Genomic DNA, 15,901 nt, shown 5'->3' with positions numbered 1-15,901 from the left:
GGTGATGCCCATGAAAAACCTGTTCCTGCGTGTGAATGACACGCTGTACTGCACCTGCACCTGGGTTGCCGGCCTGTCGATCCTGACCATGTCGCTGATCATTCCGTGGGGCATTTTCGCCCGCTACGTGCTCGGCACCGGCGCCAGCTGGCCGGAGCCGGTGGCGATCCTGCTGATGGTGGTGTTCACCTTCGTCGGTGCCGCCGCAAGCTACCGGGCCGGGGCACACATGGCGGTGACGATGATCACCGACCGCCTGCCACCGCTGCAGCGCAGCCTGGCCGCGCTACTGGTGCAAGTACTGATGATTCTGGTGTGCGTGTTCATGACCTACTACGGCACGAAGCTGTGCATCACCACCTGGAACCAGTTTCTGGCGTCACTGCCGGGTGTGCGGGTGGGCATGACCTATGCGCCGATCCCGATCGGTGGCGTGCTGACCCTGGTCTTTGTGCTGGAAAGGCTCCTGCTGGGCGATCAGAGCCACCGCAATGTCATGCGCTTCGACCACCTGGAAGAAAACGAAGGAGCGGCATAAATGGATGCGTTCATTCTGTTGGGCAGCTTCATTGCGCTTATTCTGCTGGGCATGCCAGTGGCCTACGCCCTGGGGCTGTCGGCGTTGATTGGCGCCTGGTGGATCGACATCCCGCTGCAGGCGATGATGATCCAGGTGGCCAGTGGGGTTAACAAATTCTCGCTGCTGGCGATTCCGTTCTTCGTGCTGGCCGGCGCGATCATGGCCGAAGGCGGTATGTCGCGGCGGCTGGTGGCGTTTGCCGGGGTACTGGTGGGCTTCGTGCGTGGCGGGCTGTCGCTGGTCAACATCATGGCCTCGACCTTCTTCGGCGCGATTTCCGGCTCGTCGGTGGCGGACACCGCATCGGTGGGCTCGGTGCTTATCCCGGAAATGGAGCGCAAGGGCTACCCGCGCGAGTTCTCCACCGCCGTCACCGTCAGCGGCTCGGTACAGGCGCTGCTGACGCCGCCCAGCCACAACTCGGTGCTGTACTCGTTGGCGGCGGGCGGTACGGTTTCCATTGGCTCGCTGTTCATCGCAGGTGTGATGCCCGGGTTGCTGCTGAGCGCCGTGATGATGGGCCTGTGCCTGATCTTTGCCAGGAAGCGCAACTACCCCAAGGGTGAGCTGATTCCGATGCGCCAGGCGCTGAAGATTGCCGGTGAAGCGCTGTGGGGCCTGATGGCCATGGTAATCATTCTGGGCGGTATTCTGTCGGGCATGTTCACCGCGACCGAATCGGCAGCAGTGGCGGTGGTGTGGTCGTTCTTCGTGACCATGTTCATCTACCGCGACTACAAATGGCGCGACCTGCCAAAGCTGATGCACCGCACGGTACGGACCATCTCGATCGTGATGATCCTCATCGGCTTTGCTGCCAGTTTTGGTTACGTGATGACGCTGATGCAGATTCCGTCGAAGATCACCACGGCGTTCCTGACCCTCTCGGACAACCGCTATGTGGTGCTGATGTGCATCAACTTCATGCTGTTGCTGCTGGGCACGGTGATGGACATGGCCCCGCTGATCCTGATCCTTACGCCGATCCTGTTGCCGGTCATCACCGGTATCGGCGTGGACCCGGTGCACTTTGGCATGATCATGCTGGTGAACCTGGGGATCGGGCTGATCACACCACCGGTGGGCGCCGTGCTGTTCGTCGGCTCGGCCATCGGCAAGGTGAGCATCGAGTCGACGGTGAAGGCGATGCTGCCGTTCTACCTGGCGCTGTTCATGGTCCTGATGGCGGTAACCTACATTCCGGCCATCTCGCTGTGGCTGCCCAGTGTGGTGTTGTAAATAAAATCGGGGCTGCGAGGGGCTGCCAGGCAGCCCCCTTGACCCTACCTGCAAACGGATCCTGCACATGGCTGTCCCCTCCTCGGCTGCACCTCTATTCCCACGCAAACTGGCAATCGCCTTGCTGGCCCTGCTGGCCTGTTCGTTCGCCGGCAATCACATCGCCGCTCGCATCGCATTCGACGACGGCACCGGCGTGCTGCTGGCCATTCTCTGCCGCTCAGGTATCACCTTGCTGGTGCTTGCCTGCCTGCTGCTGTGGCAACGCCAGGCCCTAGGCCTGCCCGCCGGTACCCGGCACTGGCAACTGTTGCTTGGCCTGCTGATCGCCACCCAGAGCCTGTGCCTGTACTCGGCGGTAGCACGCATTCCGGTAGCCCTGGCGCTGCTGGTGGGCAACACGTTCCCGATGCTGCTGGCGCTGCTCACCTGGGCACTGGGCGGTGCACGCCCCACGGGCCGCACCGTGCTGTTCATGGGCCTGATCCTGTGCGGCCTGGTGCTGGCGCTGGATGTGCCGGCACGCCTGGCCGACAGCGCTGCGGCCAACCCGCACTGGGCAATAGGGGTGAGCCTGGCTTTCGGCGCGGCCTGTGCCTTTGCCTGTGCCTTGTGGATCACCGACCACAAACTGGCTGCCGTGCGCGGCCCTGTACGCAGCCTGCTGACCTTGCTGATCGTTTTCTCCAGCATGCTGGTTGCAGGCGCAAGCGGCGTGATGCCATCCGGTTTGTCACTGCCGGGCAGCAGCAGTGGCTGGGCGGCCCTGGCCAGCCTGGTGATGCTGTATGGCCTGGCCTTCAGCTTGCTGTTCGTCTGTGTCCCTCGCCTGAACATGGCGCAGAACGCACCCGTAATGAACGTTGAACCCATCGCCACGTTGTTGCTGGGTTGGGCCTTGCTCGACCAGCACCTGAGCCCTGTGCAACTGGTCGGCGCTGCGGTGGTGGTGTGTGGCATCGTGCTGCTCACCTACCGCCGGGCCAATTGATTGATCTTCCATAAAGGAGCCTTGCATGGCTGTGACCGAACTGCACCTGCAAGACCGCCTGACACGCCTGAGCCTGGCCCCGGAAATCGGCGCCAGCCTGGTCAACTGGCAGGTAAAGGCGACCGGGCAGGCGCTGCTGCGCCATACCGACGCGGCCGCGCTGGCCAGTGGTACGCCACGACGCCTGGCCTGCTACCCGCTGGCGCCGTGGTCCAACCGTATTGCCGAGGGTGGGTTTGCGCGCCCCGAAGGGTGGCAGGCACTGCTACCGAATACCGGGCATGACCCTTACCCGATTCATGGCAGCGCCTGGCAGCAGGCCTGGCAGGTAGAACAGCACAGTGAACAGCATGCTCGGTTGACGCTGGACAGTGCCGTGCCGTTCGCCTACCAGGCCACGCTGGATGTGCAACTGCATGAAGGTTGCCTCAACCTGGACCTGCATCTGATGCACCTGGATGAGCCAGCTACCTGGTGCGGGCTGGGGCTGCACCCCTACTTTCCGCGGTATCCCGATACCAAGTTGTACGCAGCCGCACGCAAAGTATGGCTGGCAGAGGATGGGCGGTTGCCATCGTACCAGGCCGAGGTGCCCGAACAATGGCGCTTCAATGCCATGGGGCGTTTACCCGAGACGGTGGTTGATCACGCCTTCAGTGGCTGGCCTGGGGAGTGTGTGATCGAACAGCCCAGCGCGGGTTATCGACTGGCGTGCAGTGCCAGCGGGGCTGAGCACTTCTTGCTGTTTTGCCCGCAAGGGCAAGGTTTTTTCTGCTTTGAGCCGGTTAGCCACCCCATCAATGCGCACCACCTGCCAGGGCGACCAGGGTTGCGGTTGCTGCACCGGGGGGAGGCAATGAACCTGGGGTTCAGGATGCAGTATCGGGCGTTGTGAGCGGGTTGCCTGAGAAAGGGCCGCCACGATATCGAACATTGTCTGACATCCTTTCTCGACCCGCTTTACGACGTTAATCCAGCTGCTGATCGCGCAATCCTTGCGCCAGCATATCGATAAAGGCCCTGACCTTGGCCGAGCCGTACTTGCTTTCGCGGTGCAGCACATGAATGGGCCAGGGCGCCTCTTCGTACTCGGCCAGCAGCACCTGCAACTGCCCGCTGGCCAGTTCGTCTGCCACCTGGTACGACAGCAGCCGGGCAATCCCCAGCCCGCCGCTGGCAGCTGCGATTGCCCCGTCATTGCTGGTGACCGTCAGCCGCGGCTTCATGCGCACCAAGGTCGGCTCGTCGGTCACTCCGAAGCGCCAACCCGCACGCGGCGACAGATTGGTGGTGCCGATTATCGCATGCCCGGCCAGGTCCGACGGATGCTTCGGCACACCATGGCGCGCCAGGTAGTCGGGCGAGGCACACAACATGCGCCGCACCCTGCCCACCCGCAGCGCCTTCAACCCGGAGTCGGGCAACGGCCCGATGCGCACGGCCACGTCCATGCCCTCCTCGACCATGTTCACCACGCGGTCGAGAAAGAACGCGGAAACATCGACTTCCGGGTACTGCTGCAGGTAACGGACGATGCACGGCATGACGAACTTCTTGCCGAACAAAATCGGGGCGGTCACCGCCAAATCGCCCCTGGGAGTCGCGTTGATACCGGCAGCGGCTTCATTGGCCTCGTGGATACTGGCGAGGATGTGCCGGGTGTCTTCCAGATAGCGGCCGCCGGCCTCGGTCAGGCGCACGCTGCGTGTTGTGCGCAGCAACAGCTTGACCCCGAGCTGCTCTTCCAGGGCGCTGACGGCGCGGGTGACGGCGGCCGGGGAAATGTCCAGACGGCGAGCAGCAGCGGCGAAGCTTTCCAGCTCGCCGACGGCGACGAACACCTTCATCAGGTGGATCTGGTCCATGCGGGCTCCTGAAGGTTAAGAGGCGTGGGGATTATCTTTCATCTGGATGCCTGGTGTTAGCTGTGCCGGCCTCTTAGCGGGCAAGCCAGCACCTGCGACTGGCTTGAATCAGACATCCAGCACCAACGCCTGCCCCCCCTCCTCCACCTTCGCCGGCACAGCGCAACAGATCAGCACCGACCCTGCCTCCGGCAACTCTGCCGGCGGATTCGAATAATGCACCTGGCCGCTTACCAGCCGGGTCTTGCAGGTACCACACGAACCACCCCGGCAACTGAACTCCGGGGCCAGCCCACGCGCCTCGGCCAGTTCCAGCAAGGTGCCGCTACCGGGTACCCAGCGAGCCTCCTTGGCCGACGCGGCAAAATACACCGGCACCGGTTCGTCAGCGGCAGGTGGCTGTTGCAGGATTGGCTGGTCTGCGTCGGTGTGCCGCCGCAGCGTCGACGGGCCAAACGCTTCGGCGTGAATCCGCGCATCCGGCACATGCACCCCACGCAGCCCTTCGTAAAGCTGCTGGGTGAAGCTGCCCGGGCCACACAGGTAGAAATCGTAGTCGTCCAACGCCAGCGTTGCCTTGACCTGTTCGATACCCAACCGGCCGGCAAACTCGTAATCACGACCGACCTGCGCGTGCCCTTCAGGCTGGCTCAGGGCACGGTATACCTGCAGTAGATCGCCAGCCTGTTGCCGCAAGGCCGCCAGTTCCTGCTGGAACGGCAAGTCGGCCAGGCTGCGGGCGCCATGGAACAGATGAATGCGCCGGGCCTGCCCTGTCCTCAACTGCTGGCGCAGCATGGCCAGCAACGGCGTGATGCCCACGCCCGCGCCGATCAGCACCAACGGACGCGTGCTTTGCTGGTCAAGCGTGAAGCTGCCCATCGGCGGGCGCACATTCAACACATCGCCGGCCACAACGCGCTCATGCAAATACCGCGAAGCCGGGCCCTGGGCTTTGACGCTGATGCGCAAGAATCCATCGTCGGGGGCACTTGAAAGGCTGTAGGTGCGGATCAGCGCCGACTCGCCATCACGCGGCACTTGCACAGGCAGATGCTGGCCAGGGGCAAAGGCCACACGGCAGCCTGCCGGTGGTTCGAGATAGAACGAGCGGATGTCGCGGCTTTCCTGCTCCACCCGCAGCACCTGCCAGGCCAGCCATTGGCGCTGTTGTTGCCGCTGCTCCAGGCGCGCATCGGCCTCGCCCCAGGTACCGGTCATCAGACTGGTCGGCGCGTACTCCTTGAAAGCCCAGCGCAGGGCAACGGCTGCCGGACGCCACACCACCTGCTCGACCTGCAGTGTCCATAACCGCTCAGCGCCTTCAAAGGCCTGGATGGCCGGGCTGTCCAGCAGCACCTCGGCACGCCCGTACAGTTGCAACACATTGCCATTTTTGAAGTCGATGAACAGCAAGCCGGCCCGCGGGTTAACCACCAGGTTGCCCAAGGTGTTGAAATGTAGATTGCCTGCATAGTCGGGAATGGTGAGCCGATTGCCTTCGACCTTGATGAACCCTGGCCGGCCACCACGGTGGGAGACATCCACCGAGCGCTGGCCGTCAGCATGCTCGACATAGCTGGCGACGAAGAAGGTATCGGCCGCCTGGATCATGCTGACGGTTGAGGTATCCAGTGTTGTCGCATCGATGCGCCCGAGGGCGGGTTCGGTGACGCGGGTGTAGTCACGCAACTGGATGTACTGCGGGCAGTTGCCAAACGCCTGCTCTACGGCCACTTGCAGTTGCCCTTGGGCAGAGTGGCGGATCTGCCCGTTGATGCGATTGCGCCGACGGGTGTGCAGTTCGATCCCCAGCAGGCCGACCGCCTGCCCGGCTGCCAACCCGGGGGTGGCGGGGTCATCTGCTGGCAACGTGGTGTGGATCGTCAGCATACGAGGGTCGGGCGAGCTTACGAACCCTTCCGGCCCTTCCAGCAGCGTGGCCCAAGGCCGACCCTGGGCATCAACACTGGCGGCGACCATGAACGGTAACTGGTGATAGAACGTTCGATGCTGGTCGGGCATGTGGTCACGAATGACCTTTTGCCCGAACGCCTCCATGCGTTCTGCTACACCGACCTTTTCCTGCAGGGTCTTTTCACCCGCATGCCAGGGCGAGGGGCGGTGATCAGGAGATTGTTGCATGGCGGCGTTCCTCGCGATGGCGGGGTTTCAGGCGTGGGTTTGCAGCCCGATCACGGTGCGCGGCATGGGGACGAAACGCGGCAGCGCCTCGATCCGCGCCAGCCAGTTGCGCACATTGGCATAGGGCTCCAGCGACACATTGCCTTCGGGGGCGTGAGCGATGTACGAGTAGTTGGCAATGTCCGCTATGGTGGGTGTGCTACCCGTCAGGAATGGCGTGTTGGCCAACTCGGCATCGATCACCTTGAGCAAGGTGTGGGCGCGGGAAATCACTTCGTCGGTATTGAACGAAGCCCCGAACACCGTGACCAGGCGGGCGGCGGCCGGGCCAAAGGCCAGCGGGCCGGCAGCGACCGATAGCCAACGTTGCACACGAGCGGCGGCGGCAGGTTCTTCGGGCAGCCAGGCACCGTTGTCATACTTTTTGGCCAGGTAGACGAGGATGGCGTTGGAGTCGGCAATCACGGTGCCGTTGTCATCGATGACTGGAACCTGGCCGAACGGGTTGAGGGCGAGGAAGTCCGGCTGCTTGTGCGCGCCTTTGGCCAGGTCGACGAACACCAGCTCGGTGGGCAGGTTCAGTAGCGAGAGCATCAACTCGATGCGATGGGCATGGCCAGACTTGGGGAAGTTGTAGAGCTTGATCGGGTTCGACATGGGCTTGGCTCCTGGTCAGCGCCGGGATGGGGCTGATGGAGCACATGCTGCACTGGATCGGCTGGCAGCAGAATCAGTGCGCAGGGGAAACCATAATTTCGCTGGGCGGAATAATGGTTTCCAAACACTTGCGCTGGCGTCTGCAGGTGAGCGCTAGCCTACGATCCGATCAGTGCAGTTTTTTGAAATGTCGGTACAGCCCACGCGCAGCCTCGACCACCTGCGGCACACAGGCCTGGATATCCTCATCGCTCATCTGGTCCAGCAGCTCGAAGTTATCTTCCAGCCCATGTAGCGAAATGGCCTTGAGGAGCGGGGCCTGCTCCGGTGGCAACTCGCCCCAACCGGCCACCTGGGTACCGCGCATGTAGCCGAAACACCACTCCTCCATCACGATCACAGTGCCCTGCTCGCCTTCGCGTTCCTCGAACAGCGGTTCGAACTGGTCGACCTCATTGCTCAGTTCTTCTGCCACCTGGCTGGCATAACGCAGCATCAATGCCGTGTAGGCCTCCTCATGCGCGGGCTTCTTGAACTTCGGTACCTTGCCACCCGCTACCGCCGGCAGCCATTGTTCCGGCAGGACAGTGATCGGCGAACTGGCGAGTGCGACGAAAAAGCCATTGAGCTCGGCCAGGTCCAGCACCGAGTAGTCATTGCCATAGGTGATCAGCAGGTCTTCGAGGCGGTCGAGTTCTTTTTCGCTGAGTACGGGGAGCATGGGTAAGAATCCTGGGAAGCAAAAGTGTGTGCACCCTAGCACAGCAACGCCGGAAGGGCTGCCCGCGCGAACGCCCGCGCGGGCAGATGGTTCAGGGCTGCAACCAGTCCTGCAGCTCATGTTGCCGGTCGGTGCTTATCAGCAGCCACAGCAAGATGCGGCATTTGCGCGGGCAGAGTTGCCCAGCCATGTAGACGCCTTTTTTCTGCAGGTCGATCTCTGCACCAGCAAACCCGTAGGTTGCCCGGGCTGTAGGCCCCCTACCTGTGCGCGTAGCAACCATGACCGGCAAGGTGGGCGCCAGGTGTTCCAGCACTTCGGACCAACTGGCGGAAACATGCCCAGCACCGAAACCGGCGATGACCAACCCCTCATAACCCAATGTGGCCACAGCCCGCAGCAGCGCCGTGTCCGCGTCCAGGCAGGCTTCCAGCAGGGCAACGCGCTGGTCGGTGCGATACGGTAACGGCAACACTTTCCGTCGCCCGGGCGGATGGCGATACAACACAACACCCTCCACAACGTCGCCCAACGGGCCACATCCGGGCGACTCGAATGCCGCCATCGCCAGGCTGGCCGTCTTGCGAACCCTTGCCGCGCAGTGGACCTGATCATTCATGACCACAAGCACACCTCGCCCACGGCTGTCTTGTGCCAATGCAACCTGAGCCGCAGCCAACAAGTTGGCCGGCCCATCATTGCCCGGCTGACTCGCCGAGCGCATGGCACCGGTCATCACCAACGGCACATCGAATGGCCAGAGCAGATCCAGGAAATAGGCCGTTTCCTCAAGGCTGTCGGTCCCTTGGCTCAATACCAAGGCCTGAGCTCCGCGCTCCACCTCGCCACGGGCCCATGCCAGCACCTGCAGCAACGTCGCGAAGCCCAGCGATGCACTGGGGAGCAGGCACAATGAAGCAACGTTCAACTGCGCCATCTCGCGCAACTGTGGAACCTGAAGCAATTGCCGCTCACAATCCAGGCTTGGCGTTACACCATCCCCGACAGCACAGGCCTGCATACTGACCGTGCCGCCCAGAGTAGCGATCGACAGCCTGGGCAGGCTCGAATGTTCGCTCATGCTTCTCCCCCCACAAGCAACCCGACTACCGGCACGATGCCAAGCGTGCAGATGGCCATCGACACCACATTGCCGATGTAGCCATGCACATAGGCCGGCAACCGCTGAGTGATCGCCACTGCCAGCGGCGGAGCCACCAGTGCACCCAGCACTGCACTGGCCACCACCACTTGCCAGCTGCCGCCATGTGTCAACACCGCGGCCGGGACGATCGACACAATCGGAATGTAGGTAGGGTACCACCCACGGGCTTTCCACTGTCCACGCCAGAGTAGAACCCCGACCAGGGATGCCAGGGCCTGCCCGGCCACTATCTGCATCACCAGCATAGAACCGTAGGACAGTGCAGCCGGGCTCAACAGGTATGCCAGCAACACACCCAGCAATAGCCCGAGGCTGGCCAGCTCATTACCAAAGAATGGGGCTTCGCTGAAGTCGGCCAGAACGCGCCGCAAAGTCCAGACCACACCGTAGTCAGGCTGATTGACAACCGGCGCCACGACGGTGGGTTCACCGCATTGGCGTACCCATGAAGGAAAGCGCTTGCACAGGATGAAGGCCACCACGCTTGCCACTGCCATGCCACTCACATTGCCCACTACCACTGGTAACTGCAGGGGATAACACAGGTAATTGACCATCAGCAGGCTGGCCGGTGTTACCAGTAGTGCCCCCAGTAGCGCCCCTGTGATCGTCACCCGCCAGCCCGCACCAAAAAGCAAGACCATGGCTGCCGGCAATGACACGAAGGCAACGAACGTTGGTTGCCAGGTGCCACTGGCCAAGGTCCATCCCCACAACACATGGCTAAGCAGCAAGCCCAAAAGCGAGCTGGTAAACACCCATGGCCATAATCCGCTGCCATAGCAGATGGCAAAGCCCTGCCAGCGGTACCCTCGCAGCTGCGCCCAGTGCGCCAGGCACGCCCCCAGCAGCAAGCCTAGCGCGGGCAGTTCGTGCTTGTAGAAAGCCACTTCACTGATATCACCAACAATCCAGCGCAAGCGGCTGAGCGGCTCATCGAGCGTCGCCACCCTCTGTGCATAATCCAGCCATTGGCCATGGCCAAGGCTTGCAGCGAAAAACACCAGCAGGCAGCCGAAAATCAACGCAAGCCAATGCTGCTGTCGTGAGAAGAAGAGCGTGTTCATTCGCAACTCCTCAACGTGGCATAGGTGCATGCAAGCGATAGCCAAGGGTGGCATCGTAGAGGTCGGTGCGCCGGTCTCTTGGCAGGTCGTTGAGGCTGTTCCAGATCGGTGCCGAGCGCGCACTGCTCAAATCGACATCGGCATAGATGATCTCCTCGGCTTCTGCACTGCCCACCTCGCCGATCGGCCAGCCATTGGTACCGGCGATCAGCGAGCAGCCCAGAAAGCGCCCGCCCCGCTCGCTGCCGACACGGTTCGCGGCGGCGATATAAACGTTGTTGACATGCGCTGCCGTCATGGTCAGGTACGAGGCCATACAGCGCCCTGCATCATCGAACAAAGGTGGCGGGGTCCATACCCAGTTGTTGAGGCTGCAGATGATGTCGGCACCTTGTGCGGCCATCACCCGTGGTACTTCCGGGAACCAGATGTCCCAGCAGATCAGCAGGCCGATACGGCCGATAGGCGTCTCGAATACCGGGAACCCCAGGTCACCGGGGGTGAACCAAAGCTTTTCCTGGTTCCACAGATGCGCTTTGCGGTAATGCCCAAGCAGGCCTTCGGGGCCAAACAGGACAGCACTGTCGTAGAGCTTCAGCCCGTCGCGTTCGGCAAACCCCGCAGCCAGGTATACCTGGTATTGCCTGGCGAAGTCCGCCCAGGTTTTCAGGCAAGGGCCGTCCTGCAGCACCTGCGCATGGGAATAGGCCTCGGCACGGGAGTTGAAGGTGTAGCCCGTGTTGGCCAGTTCAGGCAGTACGATCAGGTTCGCACCTTCGCGTGCTGCGCGCCGGGCCAATGCCAGGCCTCTGCTCACGTTACTCTCACAGTGCTCAAGACCGACCTGAGGGTCGTACTGGATGACAGCGATACGTACGGGGCTGACGGGGGAACAGGATTCAGACATGGCGGCTTCCTTTTTGTGGTTGTTTTGGAAGGACGCCAGTAAAGCGATGTTGGGTCAGGGAGCGACAGTCAGGAGAGTCCTATGGGACCAAAGGAAAGTCACATAATGGCAGTAGGACTCCCCCTACAAAATGGCCCGTACGCCGTTATTTCCCAACCTGATAGTGGGGGTAGTACTCGAGGGTAAAGCCACCATTGAACTGGGCTGAAGCAACCCAGTAACTCAGGCGCCGACGATGCAAGTGCGGTGAATGGAGTGTGTGGCACGTGCGGCAACCGGCCTCTTGTTCGATAAGACGGCGGTAGTCGAGATCCGGGGGGTTAGGGAAACGCGCGGCCCACGGCTGCGTGGGCAGTAATGGGTCGATGGCCAGATCGGCAGGATGGTTGTGTGTTGAACCAATAGTCATGTTCTCGTGTTCTCCATGAGTAGAGAACCTGAGAATGATCAATTGCGAGAGGCATAAAGTGGTTACCACCCGACGGCACCTACAGGATCGTGAGATACCTGTGGGTGCCGGCTTACAGCGATAAGGTCGTCAGGGCTTACACCGCCAGGGCGCGCTCACGCAGCTCGCTGTTGAGGATGCGGTCGTTCTCGCTGTAATCGACCGGGCAGTCGATCACGTGCACACCCGGGGTCTTGATGCAGTGCTCAAGCAGCGGCAGCAGGCCTTCGGCACTTTCCACGCGGTGGCCGTTGGCGCCGTAGGCTTCGGCATATTTGACGAAGTCCGGGTTGCCGTAGTCCAGGCCGAAATCGGTGAAGCCCATGTTGGCCTGCTTCCAGCGGATCATGCCGTAGCCGTCGTCACGCAGGATCACCACGGTGATGTGCATGCCCAGACGTACTGCAGTTTCCAGTTCCTGGCTGTTCATCATGAAGCCGCCGTCGCCACACACCGAGATTACCGGGCGGTCCGGGTGCACCAGGTGCGCAGCCATTGCCGATGGCAGGCCGGCGCCCATGGTCGCCAGGGCGTTGTCCAGCAGCACGGTGTTTGGCTTGTGCGCTTTGTAGTTGCGGGCGAACCAGATCTTGTAGATGCCGTTGTCCAGGGCGACGATGCCTTCGGACGGCAGTACACGACGGATGTCAGCCACCATGCGCTGTGGGTAGACCGGGAAGCGGTCGTCGTCGGCGCCTTCGGCGATCTGTGCTTCGTTGGCTTCACGGATGGCCATCAGGCGGGTGAAGTCCCAGTGCGACGTGTCGTTCAGTGCTTCACTGATCTGCCACACGGCGTTGGCGATGTCGCCGATCACTTCTACTTGCGGGAAGTACACGGCATCGACTTCGGCAGCGCGGAAGTTGATGTGGATGACTTCGGTGCCGCCACGGACCATGAAGAACGGTGGCTTCTCGATCACATCGTGGCCGATGTTGATGATCAGGTCGGCGGCTTCGACGGCGCGGTGAACAAAGTCGCCCGACGACAGCGCCGCGTTGCCGAGGAAGCGCGGGTGGCGCTCGTCGACCACGCCTTTACCCATTTGGGTAGTGATGAACGGGATGCCGGTCTTGTCGATCAGCTGCTTGAGGACCTTGGCGGTCATCTTGCGGTTGGCACCGGCACCGATCACCAGGATCGGATTACGCGCGTTCTGCAGTTTCTCGACGGCAGCTTCGATGGCCACATGCTCGGCCAGCGGGCGGCGGTGCAGGCTGCGCGGGATCGGCAGCGCGTCGGTCTGCTCGGCGGCGATGTCCTCCGGCAGCTCCAGGTGCACCGCACCCGGCTTTTCTTCTTCGGCCAGGCGGAAGGCTTCGCGCATGCGGGCCGGGATGTTGTCGGCCGAGGCGAACTGGTGGGTGTACTTGGTGATGGGGTCCATCATGCCGCACACGTCAATGATCTGGAAGCGACCCTGCTTGGACTTCTTGATCGGCTTCTGCCCGGTGATCATCATCATCGGCATGCCGCCCAGGTAGGCGTAGGCGCTGGCGGTCACCAGGTTGGTGGCACCAGGGCCGAGGGTCGACAGGCTGACGCCGGTCTTGCCGGTCAGACGACCGTAGGTGGCAGCCATGAAACCTGCAGACTGCTCGTGACGGGTCAGTACCAGCTTGATCTTCGACTTGCGCAGGGATTCGAGCAGGTCGAGGTTTTCCTCACCGGGAATGCCGAATACATACTCGACACCTTCGTTTTCCAGGCATTGCACAACGACATCGGCGGCCTTGGCCATCTTGCTTGCTACCTCAAGTGATGGGACGGGGAAGTCCAGAAATGCGCAGCACGGTACGCTGGCATCGCCAGGTCCAGGAACAAAAGTGCCCCGAACCAAAGTCTTGACGTAGGGGGGGTGCGGGAAAGTCACGTTAATGCTGCGTTGAGGCCATTCTAACCTGGCTTCGCACCATCCTCTGTAGGAGCGGGTTTACCCGCGAAGGGGCCGGACCTGCTGGCCAATCCCCACCCGCCGTTCACCGTTGCCGCCGCCACCGTATTCGCGGGTAAACCCGCTCCTACACAGATCGGTGGTTGGACACAGGCCGCTGTAGGGGCGGGTTCCCGCGAATGGGCCGGGCCTGCTGGCCAATCCCCACCTGCCGTTCACCGTTGCCACCGCCACCGTATTCGCGGGTAAACCCGCTCCTACACAGATCGGTGGTAGACACACATCGGGGGGTGGACACAGGCCGCTGTAGGAGCGGGTTTACCCGCGAACACCGGCGAAGCCGGTGCCATCTCCGCTCTCGAGCAGGTCCAGTTTTTTGCCCACAAAGACAAAACCCCTACCTGCATGCGCAGATAGGGGTTTTGCGAAATGAATCTTGACGATGACCTACTCTCACATGGGGAAACCCCACACTACCATCGGCGATGCATCGTTTCACTACTGAGTTCGGGATGGGATCAGGTGGTTCCAATGCTCTATGGTCGTCAAGAAATTCTGTTGCCAGAATGTCCAGATGGACAGCCCAGCGAATCCGGATATGCGATATTTGTGGTCTTACGAATTTTCGGGTCTTTCGTCTTCACCACCGCAATCTGCGTCAGCAAATTGCTTGGGTGTTATATGGTCAAGCCTCACGGGCAATTAGTATTGGTTAGCTCAACGCCTCACAGCGCTTACACACCCAACCTATCAACGTCGTAGTCTTCGACGGCCCTTTAGGGGATTCAAGATCCCAGTGAGATCTCATCTTGAGGCAAGTTTCCCGCTTAGATGCTTTCAGCGGTTATCTCTTCCGAACATAGCTACCCGGCAATGCCACTGGCGTGACAACCGGAACACCAGAGGTTCGTCCACTCCGGTCCTCTCGTACTAGGAGCAGCCCCTCTCAAATCTCAAACGTCCACGGCAGATAGGGACCGAACTGTCTCACGACGTTCTAAACCCAGCTCGCGTACCACTTTAAATGGCGAACAGCCATACCCTTGGGACCGGCTTCAGCCCCAGGATGTGATGAGCCGACATCGAGGTGCCAAACACCGCCGTCGATATGAACTCTTGGGCGGTATCAGCCTGTTATCCCCGGAGTACCTTTTATCCGTTGAGCGATGGCCCTTCCATACAGAACCACCGGATCACTAAGACCTACTTTCGTACCTGCTCGACGTGTTTGTCTCGCAGTCAAGCGCGCTTTTGCCTTTATACTCTACGACCGATTTCCGACCGGTCTGAGCGCACCTTCGTACTCCTCCGTTACTCTTTGGGAGGAGACCGCCCCAGTCAAACTACCCACCATACACTGTCCTCGATCCGGATGACGGACCTGAGTTAGAACCTCAAAGTTGCCAGGGTGGTATTTCAAGGATGGCTCCATGAGAACTGGCGTCCCCACTTCAAAGCCTCCCACCTATCCTACACAAGCAAATTCAAAGTCCAGTGCAAAGCTATAGTAAAGGTTCACGGGGTCTTTCCGTCTAGCCGCGGATACACTGCATCTTCACAGCGATTTCAATTTCACTGAGTCTCGGGTGGAGACAGCGCCGCCATCGTTACGCCATTCGTGCAGGTCGGAACTTACCCGACAAGGAATTTCGCTACCTTAGGACCGTTATAGTTACGGCCGCCGTTTACCGGGGCTTCGATCAAGAGCTTCGCTTGCGCTAACCCCATCAATTAACCTTCCGGCACCGGGCAGGCGTCACACCCTATACGTCCACTTTCGTGTTTGCAGAGTGCTGTGTTTTTAATAAACAGTCGCAGCGGCCTGGTATCTTCGACCGGCATGGGCTTACGGAGCAAGTCCTTCACCCTCGCCGGCGCACCTTCTCCCGAAGTTACGGTGCCATTTTGCCTAGTTCCTTCACCCGAGTTCTCTCAAGCGCCTTGGTATTCTCTACCTAACCACCTGTGTCGGTTTGGGGTACGGTTCCCAGTTATCTGAAGCTTAGGAGCTTTTCTTGGAAGCATGGTATCAACCACTTCGTCGCCTAAAGGCAACTCGTCATCAGCTCTCGGCCTTGAAATCCCGGATTTGCCTAAGATTTCAGCCTACCACCTTAAACCTGGACAACCAACGCCAGGCTGGCCTAACCTTCTCCGTCCCTCCATCGCAATAACTGGAAGTACAGGAATATTAACCTGTTTTCCATCGACTACGCTTTTCA

At 61.0% G+C, this 15,901-nt stretch carries 12 protein-coding genes and 2 rRNA genes (1 of these 14 cut by a window edge); 4 read left to right on the top strand and 10 right to left on the bottom strand.

What is annotated here, in order from left to right:
* Positions 1 to 10: 10 nt before the first annotated feature.
* The 4 genes from PRJ_RS06250 (at position 11) to PRJ_RS06235 (ending at position 3,705) form a co-directional block, all read left to right on the top strand.
* The gene (locus PRJ_RS06250) at positions 11 to 538 is read left to right on the top strand and encodes a TRAP transporter small permease (protein WP_104960950.1); all 528 of its coding nucleotides are present in this window, start codon (positions 11 to 13) and stop codon (positions 536 to 538) included.
* Positions 539 to 1,819 (top strand): TRAP transporter large permease, encoded by a 1,281-nt coding sequence (locus tag PRJ_RS06245; RefSeq protein ID WP_104960949.1) that lies wholly within the window; start codon positions 539 to 541, stop codon positions 1,817 to 1,819. It abuts the gene before it with no gap.
* A 67-nt stretch (positions 1,820 to 1,886) separates the two neighbouring features.
* Positions 1,887 to 2,810, top strand: a complete 924-nt coding sequence (locus tag PRJ_RS06240) for an EamA family transporter (protein ID WP_104960948.1) — start codon at positions 1,887 to 1,889, stop codon at positions 2,808 to 2,810.
* Positions 2,811 to 2,835: 25 nt separating this feature from the next.
* Complete coding sequence (locus PRJ_RS06235; RefSeq protein ID WP_104960947.1) at positions 2,836 to 3,705, top strand: aldose 1-epimerase; 870 nt, start codon at positions 2,836 to 2,838, stop codon at positions 3,703 to 3,705.
* 73 nt (positions 3,706 to 3,778) lie between these two features.
* Here PRJ_RS06235 and PRJ_RS06230 read toward each other — a convergent pair whose 3' ends face one another.
* The 10 genes from PRJ_RS06230 to PRJ_RS06175 form a co-directional block, all read right to left on the bottom strand.
* Positions 3,779 to 4,675, bottom strand: coding sequence for a LysR family transcriptional regulator (locus PRJ_RS06230; protein ID WP_010952319.1), 897 nt, complete (start codon positions 4,673 to 4,675; stop codon positions 3,779 to 3,781).
* Positions 4,676 to 4,783: 108 nt separating this feature from the next.
* Positions 4,784 to 6,820: a pyridoxamine 5'-phosphate oxidase family protein gene (locus PRJ_RS06225; RefSeq protein WP_104960946.1), complete on the bottom strand. Its 2,037-nt coding sequence runs from the start codon at positions 6,818 to 6,820 to the stop codon at positions 4,784 to 4,786.
* Positions 6,821 to 6,847: 27 nt separating this feature from the next.
* A complete protein-coding gene (locus PRJ_RS06220; RefSeq protein WP_064492310.1) occupies positions 6,848 to 7,477 on the bottom strand; it encodes a glutathione S-transferase family protein in 630 nt (209 codons plus the stop codon).
* Positions 7,478 to 7,646: 169 nt separating this feature from the next.
* The gene (locus tag PRJ_RS06215; protein ID WP_104960945.1) at positions 7,647 to 8,198 is read right to left on the bottom strand and encodes a UPF0149 family protein; all 552 of its coding nucleotides are present in this window, start codon (positions 8,196 to 8,198) and stop codon (positions 7,647 to 7,649) included.
* A gap of 91 nt (positions 8,199 to 8,289) precedes the next feature.
* Positions 8,290 to 9,279 carry an asparaginase gene (locus tag PRJ_RS06210; RefSeq protein WP_104960944.1) on the bottom strand — a complete coding sequence of 330 codons (990 nt, stop codon included), beginning with the start codon at positions 9,277 to 9,279 and terminating at the stop codon, positions 8,290 to 8,292.
* Positions 9,276 to 10,430: a hypothetical protein gene (locus PRJ_RS06205; protein WP_104960943.1), complete on the bottom strand. Its 1,155-nt coding sequence runs from the start codon at positions 10,428 to 10,430 to the stop codon at positions 9,276 to 9,278. Before PRJ_RS06205 ends, PRJ_RS06210 begins: the two co-directional genes overlap by 4 nt.
* 10 nt (positions 10,431 to 10,440) lie before the next feature.
* On the bottom strand, positions 10,441 to 11,337 hold the full coding sequence (locus PRJ_RS06200; protein WP_020193031.1) for a nitrilase family protein: 897 nt from the start codon (positions 11,335 to 11,337) through the stop codon (positions 10,441 to 10,443).
* Between the two features lie 545 nt (positions 11,338 to 11,882).
* Positions 11,883 to 13,526, bottom strand: coding sequence for an acetolactate synthase large subunit (locus PRJ_RS06190; protein WP_023389386.1), 1,644 nt, complete (start codon positions 13,524 to 13,526; stop codon positions 11,883 to 11,885).
* A gap of 587 nt (positions 13,527 to 14,113) precedes the next feature.
* Positions 14,114 to 14,229: ribosomal RNA gene (gene rrf, locus PRJ_RS06180) — 5S ribosomal RNA — on the bottom strand.
* Between the two features lie 131 nt (positions 14,230 to 14,360).
* Positions 14,361 to 15,901: ribosomal RNA gene (locus PRJ_RS06175) — 23S ribosomal RNA — on the bottom strand; it runs 1,352 nt beyond the window's last position.

Origin of the sequence: Pseudomonas sp. XWY-1, assembly GCF_002953115.1 — a bacterium.
Lineage (GTDB): Bacteria > Pseudomonadota > Gammaproteobacteria > Pseudomonadales > Pseudomonadaceae > Aquipseudomonas > Aquipseudomonas alloputida.
This window is presented reverse-complemented; position numbering and strand designations above follow the sequence as displayed.

Coding starts and splice junctions, on each gene's coding strand:
- PRJ_RS06250 (WP_104960950.1), top strand. CDS start 11: ATGAAAAACCTGTTCCTGCGTGTGAATGACACGCTGTACTGCACCTGC.
- PRJ_RS06245 (WP_104960949.1), top strand. CDS start 539: ATGGATGCGTTCATTCTGTTGGGCAGCTTCATTGCGCTTATTCTGCTG.
- PRJ_RS06240 (WP_104960948.1), top strand. CDS start 1,887: ATGGCTGTCCCCTCCTCGGCTGCACCTCTATTCCCACGCAAACTGGCA.
- PRJ_RS06235 (WP_104960947.1), top strand. CDS start 2,836: ATGGCTGTGACCGAACTGCACCTGCAAGACCGCCTGACACGCCTGAGC.
- PRJ_RS06230 (WP_010952319.1), bottom strand. CDS start 4,675: ATGGACCAGATCCACCTGATGAAGGTGTTCGTCGCCGTCGGCGAGCTG.
- PRJ_RS06225 (WP_104960946.1), bottom strand. CDS start 6,820: ATGCAACAATCTCCTGATCACCGCCCCTCGCCCTGGCATGCGGGTGAA.
- PRJ_RS06220 (WP_064492310.1), bottom strand. CDS start 7,477: ATGTCGAACCCGATCAAGCTCTACAACTTCCCCAAGTCTGGCCATGCC.
- PRJ_RS06215 (WP_104960945.1), bottom strand. CDS start 8,198: ATGCTCCCCGTACTCAGCGAAAAAGAACTCGACCGCCTCGAAGACCTG.
- PRJ_RS06210 (WP_104960944.1), bottom strand. CDS start 9,279: ATGAGCGAACATTCGAGCCTGCCCAGGCTGTCGATCGCTACTCTGGGC.
- PRJ_RS06205 (WP_104960943.1), bottom strand. CDS start 10,430: ATGAACACGCTCTTCTTCTCACGACAGCAGCATTGGCTTGCGTTGATT.
- PRJ_RS06200 (WP_020193031.1), bottom strand. CDS start 11,337: ATGTCTGAATCCTGTTCCCCCGTCAGCCCCGTACGTATCGCTGTCATC.
- PRJ_RS06190 (WP_023389386.1), bottom strand. CDS start 13,526: ATGGCCAAGGCCGCCGATGTCGTTGTGCAATGCCTGGAAAACGAAGGT.